This window comes from Bradyrhizobium sp. USDA 4516 (assembly GCF_054055915.1).
On sequence record NZ_JBSRXT010000001.1, the window covers coordinates 1,834,272 to 1,859,707 of the forward strand.

A 25,436-nucleotide genomic window follows, 5' to 3' on the forward strand; every position below is an offset into this window, starting at 1 on the left:
AAAGGTTCGGCCGGGAGCTGATAAGGTCCCCGGCCTGTTTAGCGAGTTGTTTAACGTGGCTGCAAGCCGGCCGGCTCAAATGACCACGGGACGCAGGGAACGTAGTCCCCACGCCCCCCGCCGTCAAGACAGCCCTGCCCACGGCCAATTGGTTAACCGAATGCGCAAGGCACGCCTGCGACGTTTCTCTTTGCTTTCGCTGCCCGTCTTTCCTAATCAGGGACCCTGTCCGACGCGGCACCGGGCCGCCCCGACGACAAGGTTTGAGAGCATGTCCAACCCACCCCCGTCGCCGCCCTCGCTGCAGGATCTGCGCAAGGAGATCGATGCGATCGACGAGCAGGTACACCGCCTGTTGATGGCGCGCGGCGACATCATCGACCGCCTGATCCAGGTCAAGAAGACCCAGGAGGTCGGCTCGGCATTCCGCCCGGCACGCGAGGCCAGCATGATGCGCGAGCTGGTGCGGCGTCATCGCGGCATCCTGCCGCTCGACACCATCGAGAGCATCTGGCGCGTCATCATCTCGACCTTCACCTATGTGCAGGCGCCGTTCGCGGTGCATGCCGATGTTTCGGTCGGCGAGTCGGCCATGCGCGACTCGGCGCGGTTTCACTTCGGCTTCGTGGTGCCTTACGTGTCGCATTTCAGCGCACAGGCCGCGGTCGAGGCGGTGGCGAAGTCGAAGGGCGACCTCGCGCTGGTCTCCGCGATCGCAAGCCGTACGCCGTGGTGGAATGCGCTCGAGGCCAGTGGCGCGCCGAAGATCATCGCGCGGCTGCCGTTCCTCGAACGCGCCGACCATCCCGCCGCGCTGCCGGTGTTCGTGATCTCGCGGGTCGCCGACGACGCCATGGTCACCGAAGTGCAGACCTGGAGCGTGCGCGTCTCCGGCTGGAACGCCGATGTCGCCCGGGCGCTTGCGCCGCTCGCCGAGATCGTCGCGGTCCCCGACACCGCTTTCGACGGCGCGGCGCTGCTGGTCTCGGTCACCGGACAAGACCTTAAGAACAAGGGTTTCGAGGCCATCAAGCTCGCCCTGATCAAGGCCGGCGCCTCGGTCCGCTCGTCGGCCCTCGTCGGCAGCCACGCAACGCGCTATACGGTGCCCTCTAACGGATCGGCCAGGACCTGAAGTAAGAGCCAGCCGCCCGTCCAGGCTTTTGTTTTGACGCGTTTTCTTCACGCGAACCGGTATCCACTTCGCTCGAAAACGCTCTGTTCGGAGTTGATGATGTCCCGCCCCGTGCCGAACCCCGGCATCCTCGATATTGCGCCCTACACGCCCGGCAAGAGCCCGGTGCCGGAACCGGGCCGCAAAGTGTTCAAGCTGTCCGCCAACGAGACGCCGTTCGGGCCGTCTCCGAAGGCGATCGCGGCCTACAAGGCGGCGGCTGACCATCTCGAGGACTATCCGGAAGGCACCTCGCGCGTGCTGCGCGAGGCGATCGGCCGCGCCTACGGGCTCGATCCCGACCGCATCATCTGCGGCGCCGGCTCCGACGAAATCCTCAACCTGCTGGCGCACACCTATCTCGCGCCCGGCGACGAGGCGATCTCGACCACCCACGGCTTCCTGGTTTACCCGATCGCCACCATGGCGAACGGCGCCAGGAACGTGATCGCGGCCGAGACCAATTTCACGGCCGACGTCGACGCCATACTCAAGGTGGTGACGCCGCGCACGAAACTGGTCTGGCTCGCCAACCCGAACAATCCGACCGGCACCTACATCCCGTTCGACGAGGTCAAGCGGCTGCGCGCCGCGCTGCCGTCGCATGTGCTGCTGGTGCTCGACGCCGCCTATGCCGACTACGTCTCGCGCAACGACTACGAGCTCGGCATAGAGCTGGTCGCGACCACGGACAACACGGTGGTGACGCACACCTTCTCGAAGATCCACGGCCTTGCGGCGCTGCGGATCGGCTGGATGTTCGGGCCGGCGCATATCGTCGATGCCTGCAACCGCATCCGCGGTCCGTTCAACGTCACGACGCCGGCGATGCTGGCGGCGGTGGCGGCGATCGAGGACACCGCGCATGTGCAGAAGTCGCGGACCCACACCGAACAATGGCGCAACTGGCTGACCGAGGAGATCGGCAAGCTCGGGCTGAAGGTGACGCCGAGCGTCGCCAATTTCGTGCTGATCCATTTCCCGACCGACACGGGCAAGACCGCGGCGGAAGCCGACGCCTATCTCACGCGGCGCGGCCTCGTGCTGCGCGCACTCAACAATTACAAGCTGCCGCATGCGCTGCGCATGACCATTGGCACCGAGGAGGCCAACCGCCTCGTGGTCGAGGGGCTGCGCGACTTCCTGGCCGGAAAGTGACATCGTGACCACCGCTCCGCTCTTCAAACGCATCGCGCTGATCGGCTTCGGCCTGATCGGCGGCTCGATCGCGCGCGGCGCGCGCGCGCAAGGGCTGGTCGGCGAGATCGTGACCACCGCGCGCTCGGAGAAGACGCGTGCGCGCGTCGCCGAACTCGGCATCGTCGATCGCGTCGTCGAGACCAACATCGAGGCGGTGAAGGACGCCGACCTCGTCATCCTCTGCATCCCGGTCGGCGCCTGCGGCCCGGTCGCCGCTGAGATCGCGCCGCATCTGAAGCCCGGCGCGATCATCTCCGACGTCGGCTCGGTGAAGGGCGCCGTCGTCAAAGACATGGCGCCGCATCTGCCTGACGGCGTCCACTTTGTCCCGGCGCATCCGGTGGCCGGCACCGAGCATTCGGGGCCGGATTCCGGCTTCGCCGAGCTGTTCATCAACCGCTGGTGCATCCTCACCCCGCCCGAAGGCACCGATCCCGCGGCGACCGACCGATTGCGAACGTTCTGGGCCGCGCTCGGCGCCAAGGTCGAGATCATGACGCCCGACCATCATGACCTCGTGCTCGCGATCACCAGCCATTTGCCGCATCTGATCGCCTACACCATCGTCGGCACCGCCGACGAGCTGGCGCAGGTGACGGAATCCGAGGTCATCAAATTCTCCGCCGGCGGCTTCCGCGACTTCACCCGCATCGCGGCCTCGGACCCGACGATGTGGCGCGACGTATTCCTCGCCAACAAGGACGCCGTGCTCGAGATGCTCGGCACCTTCAACGAGGATCTGTCGAAGCTGACCCGTGCGATCCGGCGCGGCGACGGCGAAGCGCTGTTCGACCACTTCACCCGCACCCGCGCCATCCGCCGCGGCATCGTCGAGACCGGCCAGGACTCCGCCGCACCCGACTTCGGCCGGCCGCATGCGAATTTGAAGACGTAAGCGGGACGACTTCTCTCCATTCGTCGTCCCGGCGAAAGCCGGGACCCATACTCCGCGGCGGGTGTGGTTGACGGGACTCGTCGTCCCAGCATCGCGCAACAATGACCAGCTGTGGTTATGGGTCCGGCTTTCGCCGGGACGACACCGAGTGTGTTGCGCTGCTTGTGGGTCACACGTCCGCATTCTCGCGACATGAATCGCTGATTGCCCGTCGGATTGTGTCGCCGCAGGGCCGACCCACCTACCGGCGGACGGAGCGAGCTGATAGCCTCCAGCAGGAAAGCCGGCGCGTCGCTGATGACAGGGAGCGATCAGATGATACTCAGTCCGGATCATGTGACTATCGCAGTGGCAGATGCCGGCCCGGCGATCGAATTCTTCGCACTGCTCGGCTTCAAGAAGACTCACGTCGCGACCATCGACGGCGGCGTTCCCGCCCGGTACATGGGCATGCCGGCCATGAGAGCGCAGCACATCACCCTCGCACTCGAAGGAGCGGATTTCGAAATCCAGCTGCTTCAGTTCGACCCGCTCCCGGGGACCGATCCGGGGGTGCACCCGACCAATCTGCGAAAGCTGGGCTTCAATCACCTCGCCTTCCGCGTCGACGACATCGAGGCGGCCACCGCGCACCTGGTGGCCAACGGTGTCACCATGCTGAGCGAGGAGATGGACTACATCAGCCGGAAGCTCCGGCTGTTCGAGGGCCCAGAGGGCATCACCTTCGAGTTGGTCCAGCGGGACGCCTGAGACTACGCTGGCCAGGGCCGTTTGCATTGCCCCAAGCGGCGCGGAATGATGTCGGCTTTTGACCCGAGCGGACCCGATCTTCGGCTAGCCCGGGCCAATATCCCGCCCCATTATCACGAGACCTCGGGCGCGCTATCATCCGGCCATTCTTTAGACAAGACTGAAGGGAGTGCTGGAGGCTGATCGCCCCTGACGGATAGCCGAGTCGGCACTCTTGGGTGACATTGGACGGAAAGGGAAACGTCAATGAACTCCACGCCCACTCCGAACCCAGTTGGATCGAACGATAGCCCGAGCGCGCGCGCCGACGAACGACTCGCGGAAGCCCAAAAGCAGATTGCGCGCGCCGATGAAGAACTCACGCGCTTGAGTGAACAGCTCGCAAGAATGGAGCGCGATGCCGCGTCCCACCCGTCGGCAAAGCCAAACCCGCCCTCGGTCGGACCCAACCCCGTTTCTTCCGGGCCCAGCCCTGCTTCTTCCGGACTTGCCTCGCAATCGCGGCCCGGAAGACCGGTATTCCGCGCCCTCACCGCCTTGTCGGTGGCAGCATGTATCGTGGTCGCTGCCCTGGCTTTGCAGTCGTCATATGGCGGGGAAGCCAAGCTGCTTGTCGCCCGTTGGGCGCCGCAGCTCGTTTCAACTCCAGCATTGCCGCCGGATGATCCGCAGCCTCCGGCGCAGCCCGCTCCACCTGCCGTTCAGGTCGCCGCGGCAGACGCCGCTCCGCCCCAAGCGACGCCGTTGCCTCAGACCGCACCACCGCAGGACGCCGCGCCGACGGCCAACACAGCCCTTCCCGATCAGACGCAGCTGCTGCAAACGATCGCACGCGACCTCGCAAATGTTGAGCGAAATATCGAGCAACTAAAGGCGAACCAGCAACAGATGGCCCGCGAGAGCTCCAAAGCCATTGAGGAACTCAAGGCGAGCCAGGAAGAAATGAAACGAGCGCTCGCGAAGGTTTCCGAGCCGAAGGCGTCACCGGCTCCGACGCAGCCGGCGCCGGCCGCGCGCAAGCCCGAGCGGACGTCTATCCCGCCATACGCAAGAGCGCGGCCTCGTATCCCGAGGGAGTGGTTCTACGACGAATGGTGACCGTCGATGCAGCCATCCTTCAGTTCCGGATCGCTTCAGGCCGGCGGCAGGCCGAGTGACTGCGCGGCCTCCATCCAGACCGGCAATTCGCGCTGATACAGCGCATTGCTGTCCTTGAAGCCGATCGCGGGCTCCAGCACGAAGGTCGCGAGCACCTCCTTCACCTTCGGATCGTTATTGGCGGCGACGCAAATCTCCGACAGCCGATCGACGATCGGCTGCGGCGTCGCCTTCGGCAGTGCCCAGCCCGAGAAGCCGCTCACGGTGAAGAACTTCGACGTCGCGCCCTGCTCGGGCAGCGTCCTGATCTCGGGGATCGCGTCGACCTTCTTCGAATGCACCCCGAAGACGACGCCGCGACCGCTTTGCAGGACGGTTTGCGCGGCGGTGCTGCCCATCGCGACATCGAGCGTGCCTTCCGCAAGCCCGGTCCACATCGGTGCCTCGCCGCGATAGTGGATCGGCTCGATGGTGAGGCCATACTGCTTGTTGAGCTCGTTGATCGTCATGTGCGGCGCGGAGCCCGCGCTATAGGTGCCGAAATTCACCTTGCCGCTGCTGCGCGCATAGGCGACGAATTCCGCCAGTGTCTTGACGCCCAATTTCGGGCTCGCGACCAGCAGCAGCCCGGCGCCCGGGATCACGCTGACCAGCGTCAGATCCTTGTCCATGTCGTAGCCGGGGTTCTTCATCATCGCGCGGTTCATCACGTAAGTGGTCGAGATCGAGCACAGGATGGTGTGACCGTCAGGCGCGGCACGCGCCACCTCGGCGGCGCCGATCGAGCCCGAGGCGCCCGCCTTGTTCTCGATGACGACGGTTTGCCCGACTTGCCTTGCGATGAATTCGCCGAAGGCGCGTGCCAGGAGATCGGTCTGTCCGCCGGCGGGGTAGCTGCAGATCATGCGGATTTGTCGCGAGGGCCAGGCGGCTTGCGCCGAGGCGCCGCGTGACAGGAAGGGCATCGCGGCAGCCGCGGTTCCGGCAGCGATGACGTGACGGCGGCTGAATTTCGCTGGCATTGAAGTCCCTCCCCGATTTTTTGGTGAGGGTATCGCATCGGCCGATCGCAGCTACGGGACAGATTGGCGCAGCGGGGCCGCAGGTCTGCGACCGTACTCACCGCCGCAGCCGTTGATCCCGGATCGGCCCCGTCGACAGCGCGGCGGCCTTCTGCGCCGGCCGCTGACGGCCGACGAGGCCGGCGGTTGCCAGCATGACGCCGCCGCCGAACCACCAGGTGCCGATCACGAACTCCCAGGCGCGCGGCGGAATCTCGTCGAAGATGATGCCGTAGACCGACACCAGCGCAGCCAGCGCGGCAAGGAAGATGCCGCCCGCGCTCATCAGCTCGACGGCATCGATGCGACCCGTGCCGCGCATCACCGGCTTGGGAACATCGATGCCGAGATAGAAGCCGACTGCACCGATCACGATCGTCGTCGCGATGAAGCCGAGCGTGCCGAAGACAGCGACATGGCCCTTGGCGAGCTGGGCGGCGACGAAGGTGCCGGCCATGGCACCGGCCATCGCGAGGCCAGTTCGCTGCAGCACATGCGCGGCGCGGCTAACCATCATCAGTTCGCGCGCGATCACGGCCCTCTGCTTCGGTCTGGTCACGATCCTCATGTGCGGTGTTCCTTTGCCGGTGGTGCACTCCCTCTCCCCGTTCTTACGGGGTCGAGACAAGCGAAGCGTGCTCTTGGAGGGTTGGGGTGAGGGGCCGTCTCCGCATAGATGGTGATAGCAACGTTTGCGGAGGCTCCCCCTCACCCGGAGCGCATCTAACGATGCGCTCCGACCTCTCCCCGCGCGCGGGGCGAGGTAACCAGAGTTCGTAGCTCGGCTCGAAATGACATCGTCACGTCCTAGAACGGGTAGTAGCGGATCTGGGTCATGACGATGTGGTCGTCGGTCTTCGGCGCGCCGCCGACACCCTGGAAGGCGAAGCGCTGGGTGTAGGAATATTGCGCGCCGGCCTTGATGGTGCCGTAGGAGCCCTTGAAGATCGTGTCGTAGAAGCCCGCGGTGTACTGCCTCACCTCCGAAGTGTTGCCGTTACAGGTCGCGGCCGGCGAGTTCTCGATGTTGCAGCCGAGGTTGTTGTAGAGCGGATTGCCGTAGCCGAACGGCACCGTGCCGACATTGGAGAAGGTCGCCTTGGTCTTTTCGAGCCCGGCATAGGCGTAGAGATCGAGCGACGGCGTCGTGTGCCAGACCGAGCCGACCAGGAAAGCCGTGATCGGCAGCGGCTGGATCGAGCCGTCCTGGCGCACGGTTGCATCCGGGAATGGCGTTGCGGTGAAGCGGCCCAGCGCACCGTAGGAGGCGGAGGCCTGCACCTCGAGCAGCTTCGGCACGATCTCGGCCGAGAGGTGGCCGCCGAAGCTGACCGTGTTGACGTCGTGATTGGCGAAGTTGAAGCGATCATAAAAGTCGCGGTAGAGCGCCCACGCCTCGACATGCATCTTGTAGGGCCCGAGCCGCGGATCCCACGCGCCCTTCACGGTGAAATCCGGAACGTGGTTGAGGCTGACATTGTTCAGGCTGTTGAAGAAGCTGCCGCCCGGACCGGTGAGATTGACCAGCAGATTCGGATTGAGCACGCCCTGCGGGCCAACCGCCGGCGTGCCGACCAGCGGGTTGTTGCCGCCGAAAAAGGATGTCTGCGGGTTCTCCGCCGAGACCGCGAGCTTGAACTCCGGCCCGATATCCTGCCAGACCCGGACGCCGGGTTGGCGCGCGCCGAGGAAGCCCGGCACCAGTTCGAAATCAATCACGCCCGGCGTATCGGCGCCTCGCGGATCGATGCCCGCCTTGCTCGGCGTGTTCAGCGACCATGATTGGCCGGCGAGGACATGCAAGCCGAGATCGCTGCGGTCGATCTCGATGCTGGCCTGCCGCAGCCGCGGATTGAACGAATTGGTCGCGACCGAATTGGCGGTCTGCGCCGCGCCCTCGAAATCGAGCTCGCCATAGCCGGCGACGTGGATGTTCTCCGTGGCGTTGGCTTCGGCGAGCACCGAGAAGCGGGTCTGGCGCGCGGTGAAGCGCGACTCGCCGGTGTTGTAGTTCTTGCTCTGCGGGAACGGGATGAAGTTGTAGACCGAGCCCGAATCGGAGGCGAGGTTGCGGCTGCGATAGATGCCGGTGAGATCGACCCAGCCGCCGAAGGTGAAGGTGACGCCCTTGTAGCAGAGCTTGCCCGATGCGCAGGGATCGAACGGCACCGGCGCCTTCGCCGTCATCTGCGCGTTCTGAATTGCGTTCTGTCTTGCGGCCAGCGCCTCCTCCTTGCGCGCCTGCGTCTCCATTTTCTGCTCGAGCTGCTTGAGCCGTGCCTTCAGCGCACGCAGCTCGGACGCATCGTCCTCCGCCAACGCCGAGCCTGCCGACAGCAGCATGCTGCCGAGCAGAATTCCCCCGAGAATTCGCATCGCTTCTCCTCCACACGAGGTTGCTTCCTCAGGCGAGAGAGCGGTACTCGGGGAGTGATATTCGCGCCGGGGCGCATTATTCCGGTCACGTTTTTCTCATCGCGGCGGCGGGAATAGATCGCGGTAATCGACGATAGCGCGCGAGGAGATAGTGAGCGGCCTTACCGGTAAGCTTTGTCATTGCGAGCGAAGCGAAGCAATCCATCGCGCGGCATATGCGGAGCCATGGATTGCTTCGTCGCTATCGCTCCTCGCAATGACGGATGTTTCCGCAGCGTCCATCCGCTCAGAACAGCGGCGGAATCTGCGCGACTTTCAGCGGCCCCAAGAACACCGCGCCGTCGGCGAAGCGCAGCGGGAAGCTGCGCGCCTTCTTGCCTTCGAGGGTAGCCTCGGTGCCGAGCGAATTGACGCCGGCGGAAATGCCGGCATTGGCGTTCTGCTTGATCACCTTGCCGAGGCCGGGGATGGCGCGATCCAGCGCGCCGAAGAGATTGCTGAGGTCCTGGCTCTTCACGCCGGGCGCGACGCGATCAAGCGTTGCCTGCGGCACGCCCTCCTCCAGCATCTTGTCGATGCCGAGCGCGGGGATGACGCGCTCGAGGCCGGCGACCGTCATCTGCAATTCGCCCTCGATGCGCCCTTGCGCGTTGAGGCGCAGCGTGCCGGCCGCGACCGACAGCACATCGCCCTGCTCGATCCGCGACTGCTGGATCTCGACGCTGCCGCCGGCGGCCTGGATCTCGCGGAAGCGATCCGGCCAGGGTTTCGGCGAGAAATCCTTCAGGCCATTGAGCCGCGCATGGATGTCGGCGTTGAACGGCTGGGCGAGCAGCGGATGCACCTCCTGCAAGGTGCCGCCGGCAATCTGCAGCACGGCCTCGATCGCCGGACTGTCCGGCGCCGAGCCGTCGACCTGCCTGCCGTGCAGCTCGATGTGATTGACCCGCGCCAGCGGCACCGGCGCCGCGCCGCCGGTGCGGTCGATGGCGAGATCGTCGAACACCAGCGAGGCGCGCTGCGGCGGCGCCGGCAGGCCGACCACGCTGCTGCGTGCCTTGCTCCAGCTCACCGACAGCGTCGGCTGCGCGCCGCGCTCGGCGATCGTGGCCGGTCCCTTGAACTCCGCGATCACGAGCTTGGGATCGTAGACCTGCGCCACGACCAGGATCTCGGCGAGCCGCGCCACGAACGCCATCTGCGGCGAGGCGGTCTGCGAGACCAGCATCACGTTCGGATCGGTGCAGCGGACCTCGAACCGGAACGGGTAGCCCGCCACCGAACGGTCCCCGCAATCATAGACCCGGCCGGCCTTCGCCTCCTGCGCGCGCCAGGCATCGGCCTGCACGCCGACCTGCGAGGCGGCGAAGAACCAGAAGGCACTCCACAGCACCGCGGCGATCAGGACCGCGACCGGGACGGCATAAAGGCCGAAGCGCGAGCGGCGGCGGGGGGCGGAGGTCTGATCCGACATGCAGGTCCTTTGGCGGGCGAATTTGTCAAAATCTAAGCGGCCGCGGGGCTTGAACAAGCCCCGAGCAACCCTTGAGCGAGCCTTCAGCAAGCCTTGGAAACTTCACGGAATCCGCTTCGCTTCGACGGCCCGTTCTGCTAGCCCATCAGCGCCATGTCAGCAAATCCTCCCCATTCCGAAACCGACGGCGACCTCTGGGTGTTCGGCTATGGCTCACTGATGTGGAAGCCGGGCTTCGAGTTCCTGGAACAGGTGCCGGCGCGGCTGATCGGCGAGCATCGCGCGCTCTGCGTCTATTCGTTCGACCACCGCGGCACGCCGGAGAAGCCGGGCCTGGTGCTCGGGCTCGACCGCGGCGGCGCCTGCCGCGGCATCGCATTCCGCGTCGCCGCCCGCCTGCGCCACGACACCATCGCCTATTTGCGCGGACGCGAGCAGACCACCAACGTCTATCGCGAGGTGATGCGCTCGGTGTGGCTGGAGAATGCGGCGCGCGAGCGCGTCAGCGCGCTGGCCTATGTGGTCGATCGCGGTCATGTGCAATATGCCGGGCGGCTGTCGCTCGCCGAGCAGCAGCGCCTGGTGCTGCAGGGCCATGGCCGCTCCGGCAACAACCGCGACTATGTGCTCTCGACAGTGGCCTCGATCGAGAAGCAGGGCTTTCGCGACACGCAGCTGCACCAGCTAGCGACGATGCTGCATGATGCCCACGCGGCGCGTCACCCGCTGCAGGATGCCCGGGATGCGTAAGGCTGCGTCGCGAGGCTCTACTTAGTTCGCTTGGCCAACCGTCGTTTAACGACCTCGCCGAGCGGACTATCCGGCGACTTGCGGAATGCCTTGAGCTTCTTCATTTGGCCTTTGCGCAGTGCTTGCGACTGCGCTTCACCACCATCATCGATCAGCCTTTGTAAACGGGTTTTGCCAGATCCTCGTTTTTCGGCGTGCGCCGCGGTGCATCCGGCAAATCGCGGCGGCGGTATGGCGCCGCCCTGTGACATTTAGGCTTTTGCATCCCGGCGCGGACGGATAGAAGCTGATCCGCAAACAGCGCTCGCAAATTCGATGAACCTCTCCGCCCCCTTTGTCCGACGGCCGGTCGGCACCACGCTGCTGTCGCTTGGACTGGTGGTGGCGGGCATCATTGCGTTCTTCAAGCTGCCGGTGTCGCCGCTGCCCGACGTCGACATCCCGACCATCATGGTGCAGGCGACCCTGCCCGGCGCCAGCCCGGCCGACGTCGCCTCCACGGTGGCAAGCCCGCTCGAGCGCCACCTCGGCCAGATCGCCAGCGTCACCGAAATGACGTCGGTGTCCTCGCTCGGCTCTGCCCGCATCACGCTGCAGTTCGATATCGACCGCGACATCAACGGCGCCGCGCGCGACGTGCAGGCGGCGATCAACGCGGCGCGGGCGGACCTGCCGACCAACCTGCGCGCCAACCCGACCTACCGCAAGTTCAACCCGGCCTCGGCGCCGATCCTGATCTACACCTTGACCTCGGACACGCTGACGCCGGCCGAGCTCTATGACGCCGCCTCGACCGTGCTGGCGCAGAAGTTGTCGCAGGTCGAGGGCGTCGGCGAAGTCTCGGTCGGCGGCGGCTCGCTGCCGGCGGTGCGCGTCGAGCTGATCCCGCCGGCGCTGTACAAATACGGCATCGGGCTCGAGGACGTCCGCGCCGCGCTCTCGAGCGCCAATGCGCACAGCCCGAAGGGCGGCATCGACGTCGGCAACCAGCGCTACCAGATCTACGCCAACGACCAGGCCCGCAAGGCTGCCGACTACAGGCCGCTGGTCGTCGCCTACCGCAACGGCGCGGCGGTGCGCCTGACCGATGTCGGCGACGTGATCGATTCCGTCGAGAATGTGCGCACGCTCGGCCTTTCCAACGGCAAGCCGGCCGTCGTGATGATCGTGTACCGGCAGCCGGGCGCCAACATCATCAAGATGGTCGACACCGTGAAAGGGCTGATGCCGCAGCTGAAGGCCTCGGTCTCGCCTGCGGTTGACATCACCCTCGCGATGGACCGCTCGAAGACAATCCGGGCCTCGCTGCACGACGTCGAGATCACGCTGTTGATCGCGGTGGCGCTGGTGATACTTGTGGTGTTCGCCTTCCTGCGCAATGCCCGGGCCACGCTGGTCCCGGTGGTGGCGGTCGGCGTGTCATTGATCGCGACGTTCGCCGTGATGTATCTACTCGGCTACACGCTCGACATCTTCTCGCTGATGGCGCTGACGGTGGCGACCGGCTTCGTGGTCGACGACGCCATCGTGGTGCTGGAGAACATCACCCGGCACATGGACGCCGGGCTGTCGCGGCTCGAGGCCACGCTGGTCGGCACCCGCGAGGTCGGCTTCACGGTGCTGTCGATGAGCATGTCGCTGATCGCGGTGTTCGTGCCGATCCTGCTGATGGGCGGCCTGGTTGGCCGCCTGTTCCGCGAATTCGCCATGACCATCACGATCGCGATCGTGATCTCGCTGGTGGTCTCGCTGACCACGACGCCGATGATGTGCGCGGTACTGCTGCGCAAGGAGGAGGGCCGGCCGCACGGCCGGATCTACCGGATCAGCGAACGCATCTTCGAGCTGATGCTGAACGGCTACCGCGCGACGCTCGGCCTCGCGCTGCGCCATCCGCTCCTGGTGATGCTGATCCTCTGCTCGACGCTCTATTTGAACTTCCATCTCTACAAGGTGGTGCCCAAGGGCTTCGTGCCGCAGCAGGACACCGGATTGCTGGTCGGCTCGATCCAGGCCGACCAGAGCACCTCGTTCCAGCTGATGCAGCAGAAGCTGACCCAGTTCATCGACATCGTGAAGTCGGATCCGGCGGTCGACACCGCGGTCGGCTTCACCGGCGGCGGCGGCGTGGGTCCCGGCGGCACCAACACCGGCACCGTGTTCGCCTCGCTGAAGCCGATGGACGAGCGCCGGCTGCGCGCCGACAAGGTGATCGAGCGGCTGCGCGAGCCGTTGGCAAGCGTCGCGGGCGCCACGCTGTTCCTGCAATCGATCGGCGACCTCGGCGCCGGCGGACGCTCGGGCAATGCGGCGTATCAGTACACGCTGAAGGGCTCGACCTTCGAGGAGCTGAACGAGTGGACGCCGAAGCTCGTCGCGGCATTGCAGAAGGAGCCGACGCTCGCCGACGTCAACAGCGACCAGCAGAACAAGGCGCTGCAGGCCAATCTGATCATCGATCGCGATGCCGCCTCCCGGCTCGGGATCACGGTCAGCCAGCTCGACAACACGCTCTATGACGCGTTCGGGCAGCGCCAGGTCTCGACCATCTTCGTCGCGCGCAACCAGTATCATGTGATCATGGAGGTCGCGCCGCGCTTCTCGCAGGACCCGCAGACCCTGAAGGAGGTCTATATCTCGACCTCGGGCGGCTCGGCGAGCGGCACACAGAGCACCAACGCGGTCGCCGGCACGGTGGCCTCGTCCTCGCAAAAAAGCTCGGTCAGCGCGGTCGCCGCCAATGTAGTGCGCAACCAGGCCACCAATTCGATCGGCGCCACCGGCAAGGGCGTCGCATCGACCGGTACCGCGGTCTCCACCAGCGCGGAGACCATGATCCCGCTGTCGAGCGTCGCGCGCTTCGAGCATGGCGAGACGCCGCTTTCCGTCAACCACCAGGATCTCCTGGTCTCGAGCACCATCTCGTTCAACCTGCCGCCGGGCGTCTCGCTGAGCACGGCGACCACCACAATCGAGAACGCGATGCACGCGCTCGGCATGCCCGCGGGCATTTCCGGCGGGTTTGCGGGCTCCGCGAAAATCTTCCAGCAGGCGCTGGCGAACGAGCTGTTCCTGATCCTCGCCGCGCTGGCGACGATCTACATCTCGCTCGGCATGCTCTACGAGAGCTACATCCACCCGCTGACCATCCTCTCCACCTTGCCGTCGGCCGGTGTCGGCGCGGTGGCGGCCTTGATGCTGTCGCACACCGATTTCGACATCATCGGCATGATCGGGGTGATCCTCCTGGTCGGCATCGTCAAGAAGAACGCCATCATGATGATCGACTTCGCGCTCGATGCCGAGCGCCAGCGCGGGCTGTCGTCGCGCGATGCGATCTACGAGGCCTGCCTGATGCGCTTCCGGCCGATCATGATGACGACGCTGGCTGCCTTGTTCGGCGCGGTGCCGCTGATGATCGGCCTCGGCGAAGGCAGCGAGCTGCGTCAGCCGCTCGGCATCGCGATCTTCGGCGGGCTGATCCTGAGCCAGATCCTGACGCTCTACACGACGCCGGTGGTCTATCTCTATCTCGACCGCGCCAGGCTCTGGACCCAGCGCCGCCGCGCCGCGCGCCGCGCACGCCGGGCCGCGGCATCAAGCGCCGCCGGTCGTTGACAGACCGGTATCGATCTTGCCAACCTTGCGCCGTGAGCGGACGCAAGGAACCGATCTGTGACTCTCGCACCTGAACTCGCCGCGTCGCGCTGGTTCAACACCAGCGAGCCGCTGACCCTGGCTGGGCTGCGCGGCCGGCCGGTGCTGCTGCACGCGTTCCAGATGCTGTGCCCCGGCTGCGTCGCGCACGGCACGCCGCAGACCCAGCGCGCGTTCGAGCTGTTCAAGCATTCGGACCTGCAGGTGATCGGGCTGCACACCGTATTCGAGCACCACGCGGCGATGACGGAGGTGTCGCTGGAAGCCTTCATCCACGAGTACCGGCTGACCTTCCCGATCGGCGTCGACGAGGCCGGCGAAGGCACGCCGATCCCGGTCACCATGCAGCGCTACGGCATGCAGGGAACGCCGACCAGCATCCTCATCGGCCGCGACGGCAACGTCGTGCATCATGGCTTCGGACAACAGAGCGACATGGCGCTCGGCGCGATCATCGCGGCCGAGCTTGCCGCGCCGCATGGCCGATAGCGGCCCGCCTCGGCTGCAACCCGGCTCACGCGACTGCGTTATGACGGCGTCGCGCAATGCGTGATAGCGTTCCGCCAACCAGAACCATCGCCTTGCGGGAGGATGTCATGAAAACCTATCAGCTCTACATCAACGGCCAGTATGTCGACCCCGCCAATGGCGAATGGTTCGACAGCATCGATCCCTATCGCGGCGAGGCCTGGGCGAAGATTCCGCGCGGCACGGCCGCCGACGCCGACAAGGCGGTGAAATCAGCCAATGAGGCGATGTGGCGCGGCCCCTGGGCGAAGATGACGGCCTCTGCACGCGGCAAGGTGATGCGCAAGCTCGGCGACCTCGTCGCGGCCAATGCCGAGCGCCTTGCCGAGATCGAGGTGCGCGACAACGGCAAGCTGATGGCCGAGATGCTCGGCCAGTTGCGCTACCATCCGGAGTGGTGGTGGTATTTCGGCGGGCTCGTCGACAAGCTCGAGGGCGGCCTGGTGCCGATCGACAAGGCGGAGACCTTTGCCTACACGACCCATGAGCCGGTCGGGGTGGTCGCGGCGCTGACCGCCTGGAATTCGCCGCTGCTGTTCGTCGCCTGGAAGTGCGCCGCCGCGCTCGCCGCTGGTTGCGCCGTGGTCGTCAAACCGTCGGAATTCACCTCGGCCAGCACGCTGGAATTCGCCGCGCTGACCAAGGAAGCCGGAATTCCCGACGGCATCTTCAACGTGGTGACCGGCTTCGGTCCCGAGGCGGGCTCCGCGCTGATCGCCCATCCCGGCGTCGCCAAGATCACCTTCACGGGATCCGATACGACCGGCGCAAAGGTCTACGAGACCGCGGCCAAGAGCCTGAAGCGCGTCTCGCTCGAGCTCGGCGGCAAGTCGCCCAACATCGTGTTCGAGGACGCCGACCTCACCGCCGCCGCGGCCGGCGCGATCTCCGGCATCTTCGCTGCCACGGGGCAGACCTGCATCGCGGGATCGCGCCTTCTGGTGCAGAGCTCGATCAAGGAAAAATTCGTCGCGCGGGTGCTGGAGCTGGCAAAGTCCGCCAAGATCGGCGATCCCATGCAGTCCGACACCAATGTCGGCCCGATCACGACGCCGGCGCAGTACAAGAAGGTGCTCGACTATATCGACATCGCCAAGGCCGAGGGCGCGCGCTGCCTGCTCGGCGGCAAGCCGGCCACCGGCGACGGCATCAAGGGCGGCCAGTTCGTCGAACCGACCATCTTCACCGACGTCGACAACACCATGCGGATCGCGCGCGAGGAGGTGTTCGGACCGGTGCTGTCGATCATCTCTTTCGACACCGAGGAGGACGCCATCCGGATCGCCAACGACACGATCTACGGCCTCGCCGCCGGCATCTGGACCAAGGATCTCGCGCGCGCCATCCGCGTGCCGAAGCAACTGCGCGCGGGCACCGTGTGGGTGAACACCTACCGGGCCATCAGCTACATGATGCCGTTCGGCGGCATGAAGCACTCCGGCGTCGGCCGCGAAAGCGGCATCGACGCGGTCCGCGAATATCAGGAGACCAAGAGCGTCTGGATCTCGACCGCGACGGACGTGCCGGCCAATCCGTTCGTGATGCGGTGAGTTTTCCGCACTGACATCGCTTGCTTCACCGCTCCCGGACGGACAGCGGTACGACGGCACCCGCGCGCCGAGCTGTCGCACTTGACGTGCAGGGTGGAGCAGCGATCATCAGCCCCACGGCACACGCCGAAGAGCGTGGCCGATACTTGGGGAGATTCGCCATGACGTTTCGTTACTCACGCGCAGTGTTCTGCGCGCTGATGCTCGCCACCGCCCAACCTGCCCTCGCCGACAAGAAATACGGCCCCGGTGTCACCGATACCGAGGTGAAGATCGGCCAGACCATGCCCTATAGCGGCCCGGCGTCCGCCTACGGCACCCAGGGGCGTCTCGAAGAGGCCTACTACGCGATGATCAACGCGAAGGGCGGCGTGAACGGCCGAAAGATCAAGCTGATTTCACTGGACGACGCCTATTCGCCGCCGAAGACCGTGGAGCAGACGCGACGCCTCGTCGAACAGGACGAGGTGCTGGCAATCATCGGTACCATCGGCACGCCGACCAATTCAGCGATCCAGAAGTATCTGAACCAGAAGAAGGTCCCGCAGATCTTCATTTCGACGGGCGCGGCAAAATGGGACGACCCGAAGAACTTCCCGTGGACCACCCAGCTTTATCCGCCCTACCAGATGGAGGGCATGATCTTCGCCAAATATCTGTTGAAGAACAAGCCCGACGCGAAGCTCGGCGTGTTCTCCCAGAACGATGATGCCGGAAAGGATTACGTCAAGGGGCTGAAGGATGGCCTCGGCGACAAGGCGAAGACGATGATCGTGAAGGAAGTGACCTACGAGGTTTCCGATCCGACGGTCGATTCGCAGATCGTCTCCCTGAAAGCCTCCGGCGCCGACACGCTGTTCACGATGGCGACGCCCAAGTTCGGCGCGCAGGCGATACGCAAGGTCTACGAGCTCGGATGGAAACCGCTGAACTACGTGGTCAGCGTCTCCTCATCGATCAAGGGCGTCATGGAGCCGGCCGGCATCGAAGCTTCGAAGGGATTATTGACCGCGCTGGCGTTCAAGACGCCGACCGATCCCACCTGGGAGAACGCCGCCGACGTGAAGGAGTTCAAGGAATTCCTGGCGAAGTGGTATCCGCAAGGCGACATCGCCGACGGCAGCAACGTCACCGGCTACATCTCGGCCTATATGACGGTGAAGGTCATCGAGATGTGCGGCGATGATCTGACGCGCGAGAATTTGCTGAAGCAGGCAACCAACCTCAACAAGGTGGTTGCGCCGTTGCTGCTGCCCGGCATCGCTATCTCGACGCGGCCGGACCGCTATGCGCCGTTCACGCAGATGCAGATCGCGACGTTCGACGGCAAGAGTTGGGTGCCGCAAGGCGAGACCTTCAACACCGACGCGGCGGCCGGTCAGTAGTGGCGACGCCATTCGCAATACGGTAACTCTCCGCATCGTCATGGGCCGGGCAGCCGCCCGAAGGACGGCATCGCTTCGGCTTGCCTGTGCCCGGCCATCCACCGTCTTGCTTCGGGCCGAACCAAAAACGTGGACGCCCGGGACAAGCCCGGGCATGACGATTTCTGAAGGGACCGACGAAACCGCGCGCACGAAATTCCCGGCAGCAACCGCACCAGGGCTTGTGCTGCGCCCTACCCTTTCGCCGCGTTCGGCACACCGCCGAACAATTTCGCCTGCTCGGCGCGGCCGGCCTCGACGATGCGGGTGGTGGCGGTTTCGATCTGGTCGCGCAAGCGAGCCATGAACTCATCGCGCGGCAATCCCGGCGGCAGCGGATCGAGGAATTCGACCACCAGCGTCCCCGGATAGCGCATGAAGGTGCGGCGCGGCCAGAACAGCCCGGAATTGAGCGCGATCGGCAGGCACGGCACGCCGCTCTCGGCATAGATCTGCGCGACGCCGGCCTTGTAGTTCGGCGGCGCCCCTGGTGCGGTACGGGTGCCCTCGGGAAAGATCACAAGCTGCCGGCCGAGCTTCACCTCGGCCGCCGCGCGCTTCAGCGTCTTGATCAGCGAGCGCGGGCCGCCGCCGCGCTCGACCGAGATCATGCCGACCTTCTTGAGGTACCAGCCGAACACCGGGATCATCATCAGCTCGCGCTTCAGGATGAACAGCGGATGCTCGAAGAAGCGCACCAGCGCGAACGTCTCCCAGAACGACTGGTGCTTCGAGGCGACGACCAGCGGCCCGCTCGGTATCTTCTCGATCCCGCGAAACTCGATCCTGATGTTGCAGATCACGCGCATCAGGAACAGGCTGGTGTTGGCCCACGCGACTTCGAGCGCCATCAACGCCCCCCGCGGCAACAGCAGCGCCGGCAGCGCGATGATGCAGAGCACCACCAGCACGAGATAGAACAGCACGTTGAAGATGAGCGAGCGCAGGAAGATTGAAGTCATTCTCTCAACACTATCCTTTACACCGTCATTCCGGATGGTGCGTCAGCACCAGACCCGGAATCTCGAGATTCCACAATTCGCAATTACGAATTGGGGTTCGATGCCGCGCATCGCCCCGGAATGACGGTGCCTGATACATCAATTCGCCTGCGCCGTCGCCGGGCGGCGCGGCGCGGCAGCCGGCTCGGCGAGATCGGAGGTCAGGTCGAGGCCGAGACCGGCCAGCCGCACCCGCATCTCGGCGGCGACATATTTGGCGTATTCCGATAGCAAGAGACGGAACGTCGCGCCGCTCGTCCACCACGGCTCGTCGCGCCATTTGTCGCCGACCACCGCGAATGGGATCAGCGTGACGTCGGGCATCGCATGTGACAGTTCCACGATCGCCCGCGGCATGTGGTAGTTCGAGGTCACCACGATCAGCGACTTGAAGCCGCGCTCGCGCGCCCAGCGCCGCGTCTCCGCCGCGTTGCTGCGGGTGTTCAGCGCCGAGCGGTCGAGATCGACGCAGCAGCTCATCAGCCCCTTGCTGTCCGGCACCGAGCGAGAAATGTCGCTGGCGTCGTTGGTCGGATGTACGCCCGAGATCAGCAAACGCTTGCCGTAGCCGGCGGCCAACAGTTCCATGGCGTCGGACACCCGCGACGAGCCGCCGGTCAGCACCACGATGCCGTCGGCATTTTGCGGCGGGTCGGTCTCGACGCCGCGCAATTGCGAGAGGAAGCCGACAAAGCCGACCGCCGCGGCGACGAAGGCAAGCGCCAGCGGCGCGACGATAACGGCGCGCAGCCAGCCGCGCGGGCGCGCGGCAAAGCCATTCGGCGACGTATCGTCGGACTGCAAACTCATGTGATGCGGTTATCCTTCCCCCCGGGCGATTTTAAAGCATGATCCGGAAAAGTGGAAACCGGTTTTCCCCGGGACCAGTGCCGCGTGCACGCGCGCGAAATCACACTTGGGCGACGAAATGCGATCACGAGGCGGCGCCATGATTTCGAGTTTCGCAGCGCCGTCAGTCGATGTCGTCGAGCGTGGCAAACAGGGTGCGCCGCGATGCCCACGCGGTGATCGCCGCGATCAGCACCGCCTGCATCGCCAGCACCAGATAGCCCGACGGACGCAGCGAGAACGTGCCGAGCAGGGCCGCGAACTGGTCGCCGACCGGCGTGCCGGAGAACCAGTTGGCGATCGACTCGGAGAAGCCGAACGCCAGCATCGCCGCACCGCCACCGATCAGCCCGCCTTCGAGGCCGAGCCGAAGGAAATGCCGCAGGAAGCGGTTGGCGATGAAGCTGTCGCCGGCGCCGACAAAATGCAGCACCTCGACGATCGGGCGGTTGGCGGCCATCGCGCCGCGGGTCGCGAACGACACCGAGATGATGGTTGCGATGATCACGAGGATGAGGATGCCGACGCCGGCGAACGTCGTGGCGCCGGTCATCGAGCGCATGCGCTCGATCCAGGCGCGGTGATCGTCGACGCTTGCGGTCGGCGCCGCCTGCGTCACCCGCGCGCGTAAGCCGGCGAGATCGAGCGTGGTGCCGGGCTGCACCCGCGCCACGATGACGCGCGGCACCGGCAGTTCGTCGATCGAGAGCCCGCTGCCGAGCCACGGCTCCAGCAGCTTGGCGGATTCCTCCCTGCTGAACGGACGGACCTCGAGAATGCCGGGCTGCGCCCGCATAGCGTCCACCGCGGCCTGCGCGTCGCGATCGAGGTCGCGGCCCGGCGAGGGGCGCACCTGGATGGTGATCTCGCTCGATACTTCCGACTGCCATTCGGCGGCTGACGCGCTGACCAGCAGCACGGTGCCTGTCGTCAGCGAGGCGAGGAAGGTCATGATCGCGACGACCGCGACCAGTGCACGGCCCGAAATCGACGCCCGCGGCACGATCGGCGACATGTTGCGCGCAGTGGCCGGGACCTGCGGGCGTTCGCGCCCGAGATCGACCAACGACACTTTCTCGTCGCCGCTCCTATTCATAGATGTGCAGCCGTCCCTGATGCAGCACCAGCCGCCTCGCTTCGTATTGATCCATCAGCGTGATGTCGTGGGTCGCGATGATGACCGCGGTGCCGGATTTGTTGAGCTCGATGAACAGCCGCAGCAGGCGGCGCCCGAGCGTCGGATCGACGCTGCCGGTCGGCTCGTCCGCCAACAGCAGTTGCGGCCGCGAGATCACCGCGCGCGCGATCGCGGCGCGCTGCTTCTCGCCGCCCGACAGGATCGGCGGCAGCGCGTCCATGCGCTCGCCGAGGCCAACCCATTTCAAGAGATCGATCACCTCGCGGCGATAGCTCGATTCCTCGCGGCCCATCACGCGGAACGGCAGCGCGACATTCTCATAGGTGGTCATGTGATCGAGCAGGCGAAAATCCTGCAGCACGATGCCGATCCGCTTGCGCAGGTCGGCGACCTGATCCTTGCTCAGCAGCGAGACGTCCTTGCCGAACAGATTGACCAGCCCGCGGGTCGGCCGCAACGACAGGAACAACAGCCGCAGCAGCGAGGTCTTGCCCGCGCCCGACGGCCCGGTCAGGAACTGGAACGAGTGCGCCGGGATCATGAACGAGAGGTCGCGCAAAATCTCCGGGCCGAGCCCGTAGCGCAGACCGACATTTTCGAACCGAACCAATGCGCTAGCTCCGTTCGAGAGGGCCGATGGCCCAATACCCTACACCGACGGCGAAGACGGCCCGAACCCCGGCCGAGCGCCCGCGAACCGCACAGAAAGCTTGTGCTTCGGTTATGGTTTCCGATTCGTTAACGGTCGCTAAGTAGCATCCGGGCATCCACACGGTGGAGATTCGGCCTCCATGCATATTGTCTGCCCGCATTGTACAACATCCTACGCCATCAATCCGGCCACCCTTGGCGAGGCCGGACGTACCGTCCGTTGTTCCCGCTGCCGGGAGGTCTGGCTGGCCCGGCCGGAGGACGCCATCGGGGCGACCGCGCCCACTCTGGCCTATCAGTCCGCCGGATCCGACCTCGCCGCCGAATGGGAGGCCGTGGGCCGGGAGGAGGCTGACGCGACCCCGATGGTCGAGAGCCCCTCGATTTCGGCCGATTTGCCCACCGAGGGCAGCGACGCCGACACGGAATGGCCGGCGCTGGCCGAGGCGGATGCAGTGGCCCATGCCGGGGATGCGGGAACCAGGGGCCGCTTCCGCCTGCCCCGGCTTCCCCGCCTGTTCCGCCTGCCCGCCCTGCCCCGAATTCCGTTCATGCCGGTGATCGGCGCCCTGCCGACCACCTGCGGCGCCATGGCCGCGCTGATCATCGCGCTGTTCGTCTGGCGCAACGACGTGGTGCGGCTGCTGCCGCAGACCGCGCTGTTCTACAAGATGGCCGGGCTCGACGTGAATCTGCGCGGGCTCGCCTTCAAGGATCTCAAGATCACCAACGAGACCGTGGACGGCAAGCCGGTGCTGGTGATCGAGGGCATGATCGTCGGCCAGACCAGGAAGCCGGTCGAATTGCCGCGGCTGCGCTTCTCGGTCCGCGACGCCCAGGGCGCCGAAATCTATGCCTGGAACGCCGTGCTGGAGCAGCCGGTGCTCAATCCCGGCGAGCGGGCCTTCTTCAAGTCGCGCCTCGCCTCGCCGCCGCCCGAAGGCCGCAATATCGACGTACGCTTCTTCAACAAGCGTGATCTCACCGGCGGCCGCGCGTGAGCCGCCGGCCAACTCCATCGGGAACCGACCAATCACCATGACGCGTGTTCTGATCGCCGACGACGAAGACTCAATGCGCTCGCTGGTGGCGCGCGCCATCGCCATGGACGGCCACGAAACCGTGACCGCGCAGGACGGCGCCGAGGCGCTGGAGGTGCTGACGCGCGACGAAGGCGCGTTCGACCTTCTGCTCACCGACATCCAGATGCCCGTGATGGATGGCATCGCGCTGGCGCTGACCGCGGCGCGCGACTTCCCTGCGCTGAAGATCCTGCTGATGACCGGCTTCGCCCATCAGCGCGAACGCGCCTCCGGCCTCGAGGCGATCGTGCATGACGTGGTGACGAAACCGTTCTCGGTGGCCGATATCCGCACCGCAGTCGCGGACGCGCTGGCGGCGCGGAAGGCCGGCTAGTGTGCTGAATGCGAAGTTCGTGCGATTTCGCGGCAGCCACTTTCACGAACTTCGCATTCATAAGGCACACTAGAATCATAAATTTGCTAGTGTCCTTATCGAATCCGAAGTTCGCTCCGAAGGTGCGGCAAATGATGCGAACTTCGGATTCGGGACACTAGGGTTATGAGCTCAACTCGGAAAGCATGCCCGGGCGGTCAGCGTCACCGGGGACAGATTGAGAAATTGCGCAAATTGAAATGCATAACTCGCGCTGACCACGTTGCCGCAGGCTGACGTGGAATAGGTGAATGTCTGCGCCGGGAGCGTGAGGCCGAACGCCTGCTGCGCGGCGTAATTCGTGATGGCGCTGCCGCTTGGACAGAGCGTGCTGTTGACGGTCGCGCAACGCGCCGCCATTTCGGTGCCGTGCTGCAGCCCGAGCTGAGTCCAGAACAGCAGTCCGAATTCGATGATGCCAAATATGAACAGGAAGAACACGGGAGCGGTCAGGGCGAATTCCAGCGCGGAGGCCCCTCGATTGTCCCGCCATAGCGGTGTGAGTTTCACTGCAGCCTCGCAGTGGACTGGGCGCTATAGGTGTAGGTGGCCGCCACAATCTGATAATTGATCAGCGTGTAGTAGGTCCCTTGCGCCGAAACCATGGCATATGTTCCGGCCTGCGCGCCGCTGGGGCAGACCGCACCGCAACTGACGGTGCTGACCCCCGAACTGGTCGGGCACCCGCAAAACTGGTACGGCTTGGGCGAAGCATTGATGGCTGTGGAATTCGTGGCGGCTGTTACGGCGCTGGTGACGCCAGTCTCGTCAAAGCCGCGCACGATGGCGTATTGCGCTCCCGCCTGCGCGGCATTCTCGACCTGCATCTTGCGATAGAGCGCGAGTCCGATGTCGGTTACCGAGACGACCATCAGGGACAGCAACGGGATCATGATCCCGAATTCGATGGCCGCGACGCCGCCCCTGTCGTGAACGGCGGTGCGCACAAGCCGCGTCAGAGAGAAAACCAATCGACCACGGCTGTTGGATGAGGATCTCTGGATTTGCATCGGGGCCAACCTCACTCGATGAGTTGCGCGGTTTGCGTGCCTATCGTCGCGGTGCCGAGCGCCGAACAATTGACCTGAAGGTTCGACGTGCCGCTGAACGTCAGCGTGTCCGCGATGATCTTGGTGCATGATGTGCTTGTGCCGTTGCCACCGCCGAAGCTGAGGTCGGCCTTCGGCAGGTAGATGGCGCCGCCGAAGTTCTGGGTGGCACCACCCGTGAGATTAAAGGTAGTCCCGGCCGGCATGTTGCGGTCGCCATACATGACGATGCCCTTCGTGGAGCCGGAGGTCGGCGCCGTCAGATCGACGATCGCGTTGCTGCCGATCGAAGCCGTGCCCCACTTGCTTCCCGAGCCCGTAAAGACCAGGGTCACGCCGCTGCCCGTGATGGTGGCGTTGCCCGCGACGCTCAAGCTCGAGCCGTCCAGGTAATAGATGCCTGGATCGAGGTTCAGCGTTGCGCCGGCGTTCACCGTAATGCTGCCCGAGTAGCAGCCGGGGCTGAGGGAGTTCGTCTTTCCGTTGGAATTGACCGTAATCTTGGCGTTCGTGCAGCTCGGCTTCGACGGCGGCGAGACGTTCGCATACGGGTCAGCCATTGGCTTCACATGCGTCTTGACGCCGTTGGTGGCCGTGATGTTGCTGGTGCCGGAGACGTCGCCGACGACGCCGACCTGATTGGCGGCGACCGTCGCGCTGCCGGCCACGTTGAGCGATGGGCTTGCACCCGAGTTGCTGTAAAGGTTGCACTTGATCAGGTTGAGCTGGTTGCCGCCGCTCACGTTGACCGCGGGACTGGCGCTGGCGTTGAGCGCAAGCACGCAGCCCGTCCCGGAATTCGGCAGCGCGACCGCGCGCGCGGTGACCGGCACCGGGGCCGAGCCGAACAAGGCTGACAGCAACCGCTGTTGCGGTTGGCTCACGATGACTTCGACCGCCTGCAGGTTCGACGTCTGACTGCCGGTCTTCGGCGGTTGATTCACCCTGACCGTGACGTTGTTCGCCCCGTTCGCGTAACCGTAGTTTGCCGTGACCGCATTGGCTTCGGACAAAAGGTCGGCGCCTGCACTTGCCGCCGTTGCGGCGCTCACCGCGCCGGAGTCGGCGGCACTCTGCATGTTCTTATGTTTGTAGTACCACCATCCCACTTCGGTACCCAGCCCTGCCGTGCCGACCAGGACCGGCATGAGCAGCGCTGAAATGATCACATAGCTGCCCGACTGGTCTCGAACGAATTGTCGAACCAAGCTGGTCTGATGTTGGTGCCGGCGAGTAATACCCAATGGCCGGTATGACGATGCAATGAATAAACGGCTGTGCCTCATGTGCTCTCCTGAGACGCTTGCCAATTTTCCGAAGTAAGGTGACGCAAGCGACTTAAATGCGCACCAACGG

General features: G+C 65.2%; 24 protein-coding genes and 1 riboswitch. Of the genes, 12 read left to right on the forward strand and 12 right to left on the reverse strand.

Annotation, left to right across the window (positions count from 1 at the left end; all coding sequences use genetic code 11):
* Nucleotides 1-17: 17 nt before the first annotated feature.
* Nucleotides 18-97: riboswitch (SAM riboswitch) on the reverse strand.
* A gap of 174 nt (nt 98-271) precedes the next feature.
* The 5 genes from ACVI1L_RS08625 to ACVI1L_RS08645 all read left to right on the forward strand — a co-directional run bounded on the left by ACVI1L_RS08625 (nt 272) and on the right by ACVI1L_RS08645 (nt 5,117).
* Complete coding sequence (locus tag ACVI1L_RS08625) at nt 272-1,135, forward strand: chorismate mutase (RefSeq protein ID WP_253606686.1); 864 nt, start codon at nt 272-274, stop codon at nt 1,133-1,135.
* Between the two features lie 99 nt (nt 1,136-1,234).
* Complete coding sequence (gene hisC / locus ACVI1L_RS08630) at nt 1,235-2,332, forward strand: histidinol-phosphate transaminase (RefSeq protein WP_456782692.1); 1,098 nt, start codon at nt 1,235-1,237, stop codon at nt 2,330-2,332.
* Nucleotides 2,333-2,336: 4 nt separating this feature from the next.
* Nucleotides 2,337-3,269 carry a prephenate/arogenate dehydrogenase family protein gene (locus ACVI1L_RS08635; RefSeq protein WP_310881274.1) on the forward strand — a complete coding sequence of 311 codons (933 nt, stop codon included), beginning with the start codon at nt 2,337-2,339 and terminating at the stop codon, nt 3,267-3,269.
* A gap of 315 nt (nt 3,270-3,584) precedes the next feature.
* On the forward strand, nt 3,585-4,019 hold the full coding sequence (locus ACVI1L_RS08640) for a VOC family protein (protein ID WP_057017867.1): 435 nt from the start codon (nt 3,585-3,587) through the stop codon (nt 4,017-4,019).
* Between the two features lie 246 nt (nt 4,020-4,265).
* On the forward strand, nt 4,266-5,117 hold the full coding sequence (locus ACVI1L_RS08645) for a hypothetical protein (RefSeq protein ID WP_141340956.1): 852 nt from the start codon (nt 4,266-4,268) through the stop codon (nt 5,115-5,117).
* Between the two features lie 35 nt (nt 5,118-5,152).
* Here the strand turns inward: ACVI1L_RS08645 and ACVI1L_RS08650 are convergent, their stop codons facing one another.
* The 4 genes from ACVI1L_RS08650 to ACVI1L_RS08665 form a co-directional block, all read right to left on the reverse strand.
* A complete protein-coding gene (locus tag ACVI1L_RS08650; protein WP_456782693.1) occupies nt 5,153-6,139 on the reverse strand; it encodes a Bug family tripartite tricarboxylate transporter substrate binding protein in 987 nt (328 codons plus the stop codon).
* A gap of 97 nt (nt 6,140-6,236) precedes the next feature.
* A complete protein-coding gene (locus ACVI1L_RS08655) occupies nt 6,237-6,746 on the reverse strand; it encodes a hypothetical protein (protein ID WP_456782694.1) in 510 nt (169 codons plus the stop codon).
* A gap of 239 nt (nt 6,747-6,985) precedes the next feature.
* Nucleotides 6,986-8,554, reverse strand: a complete 1,569-nt coding sequence (locus ACVI1L_RS08660) for a hypothetical protein (protein ID WP_456782695.1) — start codon at nt 8,552-8,554, stop codon at nt 6,986-6,988.
* 286 nt (nt 8,555-8,840) lie between these two features.
* Nucleotides 8,841-10,028, reverse strand: coding sequence for a DUF2125 domain-containing protein (locus tag ACVI1L_RS08665; RefSeq protein ID WP_456782696.1), 1,188 nt, complete (start codon nt 10,026-10,028; stop codon nt 8,841-8,843).
* Between the two features lie 153 nt (nt 10,029-10,181).
* On the opposite strand from ACVI1L_RS08665, the gene ACVI1L_RS08670 reads away from it, so the two are divergent.
* The gene (locus ACVI1L_RS08670) at nt 10,182-10,778 is read left to right on the forward strand and encodes a gamma-glutamylcyclotransferase (RefSeq protein WP_057017872.1); all 597 of its coding nucleotides are present in this window, start codon (nt 10,182-10,184) and stop codon (nt 10,776-10,778) included.
* A 17-nt stretch (nt 10,779-10,795) separates the two neighbouring features.
* Here ACVI1L_RS08670 and ACVI1L_RS08675 read toward each other — a convergent pair whose 3' ends face one another.
* The gene (locus tag ACVI1L_RS08675; protein WP_141340958.1) at nt 10,796-11,029 is read right to left on the reverse strand and encodes a hypothetical protein; all 234 of its coding nucleotides are present in this window, start codon (nt 11,027-11,029) and stop codon (nt 10,796-10,798) included.
* Between the two features lie 64 nt (nt 11,030-11,093).
* Here ACVI1L_RS08675 and ACVI1L_RS08680 point away from each other — a divergent pair, with 64 nt between their 5' ends.
* The 4 genes from ACVI1L_RS08680 to ACVI1L_RS08695 all read left to right on the forward strand — a co-directional run bounded on the left by ACVI1L_RS08680 (nt 11,094) and on the right by ACVI1L_RS08695 (nt 17,898).
* Nucleotides 11,094-14,396, forward strand: coding sequence for an efflux RND transporter permease subunit (locus ACVI1L_RS08680; RefSeq protein WP_456782697.1), 3,303 nt, complete (start codon nt 11,094-11,096; stop codon nt 14,394-14,396).
* A 57-nt stretch (nt 14,397-14,453) separates the two neighbouring features.
* The gene (locus ACVI1L_RS08685) at nt 14,454-14,924 is read left to right on the forward strand and encodes a peroxiredoxin family protein (RefSeq protein ID WP_057017873.1); all 471 of its coding nucleotides are present in this window, start codon (nt 14,454-14,456) and stop codon (nt 14,922-14,924) included.
* Between the two features lie 107 nt (nt 14,925-15,031).
* The gene (locus tag ACVI1L_RS08690) at nt 15,032-16,513 is read left to right on the forward strand and encodes an aldehyde dehydrogenase (protein WP_057017874.1); all 1,482 of its coding nucleotides are present in this window, start codon (nt 15,032-15,034) and stop codon (nt 16,511-16,513) included.
* A 161-nt stretch (nt 16,514-16,674) separates the two neighbouring features.
* Entirely contained in the window at nt 16,675-17,898 is a 1,224-nt protein-coding gene (locus tag ACVI1L_RS08695) for an ABC transporter substrate-binding protein (RefSeq protein WP_057017875.1), read from the forward strand.
* A gap of 233 nt (nt 17,899-18,131) precedes the next feature.
* Here the strand turns inward: ACVI1L_RS08695 and ACVI1L_RS08700 are convergent, their stop codons facing one another.
* The 4 genes from ACVI1L_RS08700 to ftsE all read right to left on the reverse strand — a co-directional run bounded on the left by ACVI1L_RS08700 (nt 18,132) and on the right by ftsE (nt 21,535).
* Nucleotides 18,132-18,899 (reverse strand): lysophospholipid acyltransferase family protein, encoded by a 768-nt coding sequence (locus ACVI1L_RS08700; RefSeq protein ID WP_057017876.1) that lies wholly within the window; start codon nt 18,897-18,899, stop codon nt 18,132-18,134.
* Between the two features lie 138 nt (nt 18,900-19,037).
* Nucleotides 19,038-19,748 (reverse strand): YdcF family protein, encoded by a 711-nt coding sequence (locus tag ACVI1L_RS08705; RefSeq protein ID WP_076827440.1) that lies wholly within the window; start codon nt 19,746-19,748, stop codon nt 19,038-19,040.
* 163 nt (nt 19,749-19,911) lie between these two features.
* A complete protein-coding gene (locus tag ACVI1L_RS08710) occupies nt 19,912-20,883 on the reverse strand; it encodes a cell division protein FtsX (RefSeq protein ID WP_057017877.1) in 972 nt (323 codons plus the stop codon).
* Nucleotides 20,876-21,535, reverse strand: a complete 660-nt coding sequence (ftsE, locus tag ACVI1L_RS08715; RefSeq protein ID WP_016845305.1) for a cell division ATP-binding protein FtsE — start codon at nt 21,533-21,535, stop codon at nt 20,876-20,878. Before ftsE ends, ACVI1L_RS08710 begins: the two co-directional genes overlap by 8 nt.
* Before the next feature lie 181 nt (nt 21,536-21,716).
* Here ftsE and ACVI1L_RS08720 point away from each other — a divergent pair, with 181 nt between their 5' ends.
* Both ACVI1L_RS08720 and ACVI1L_RS08725 read left to right on the forward strand, forming a co-directional pair.
* A complete protein-coding gene (locus ACVI1L_RS08720) occupies nt 21,717-22,577 on the forward strand; it encodes an MJ0042-type zinc finger domain-containing protein (RefSeq protein ID WP_076827438.1) in 861 nt (286 codons plus the stop codon).
* Between the two features lie 37 nt (nt 22,578-22,614).
* The gene (locus tag ACVI1L_RS08725; protein WP_016845302.1) at nt 22,615-22,992 is read left to right on the forward strand and encodes a response regulator; all 378 of its coding nucleotides are present in this window, start codon (nt 22,615-22,617) and stop codon (nt 22,990-22,992) included.
* A gap of 171 nt (nt 22,993-23,163) precedes the next feature.
* On the opposite strand, the gene ACVI1L_RS08730 is transcribed toward ACVI1L_RS08725, so the two are convergent.
* From ACVI1L_RS08730 to ACVI1L_RS08740, 3 genes are all read right to left on the reverse strand, one after another.
* Nucleotides 23,164-23,541, reverse strand: a complete 378-nt coding sequence (locus ACVI1L_RS08730) for a TadE/TadG family type IV pilus assembly protein (protein ID WP_225164603.1) — start codon at nt 23,539-23,541, stop codon at nt 23,164-23,166.
* Nucleotides 23,538-23,978 carry a TadE/TadG family type IV pilus assembly protein gene (locus ACVI1L_RS08735; protein ID WP_141340959.1) on the reverse strand — a complete coding sequence of 147 codons (441 nt, stop codon included), beginning with the start codon at nt 23,976-23,978 and terminating at the stop codon, nt 23,538-23,540. Before ACVI1L_RS08735 ends, ACVI1L_RS08730 begins: the two co-directional genes overlap by 4 nt.
* Before the next feature lie 74 nt (nt 23,979-24,052).
* Nucleotides 24,053-25,366 (reverse strand): pilus assembly protein TadG-related protein, encoded by a 1,314-nt coding sequence (locus tag ACVI1L_RS08740; RefSeq protein WP_456782698.1) that lies wholly within the window; start codon nt 25,364-25,366, stop codon nt 24,053-24,055.
* Nucleotides 25,367-25,436: the final 70 nt, after the last annotated feature.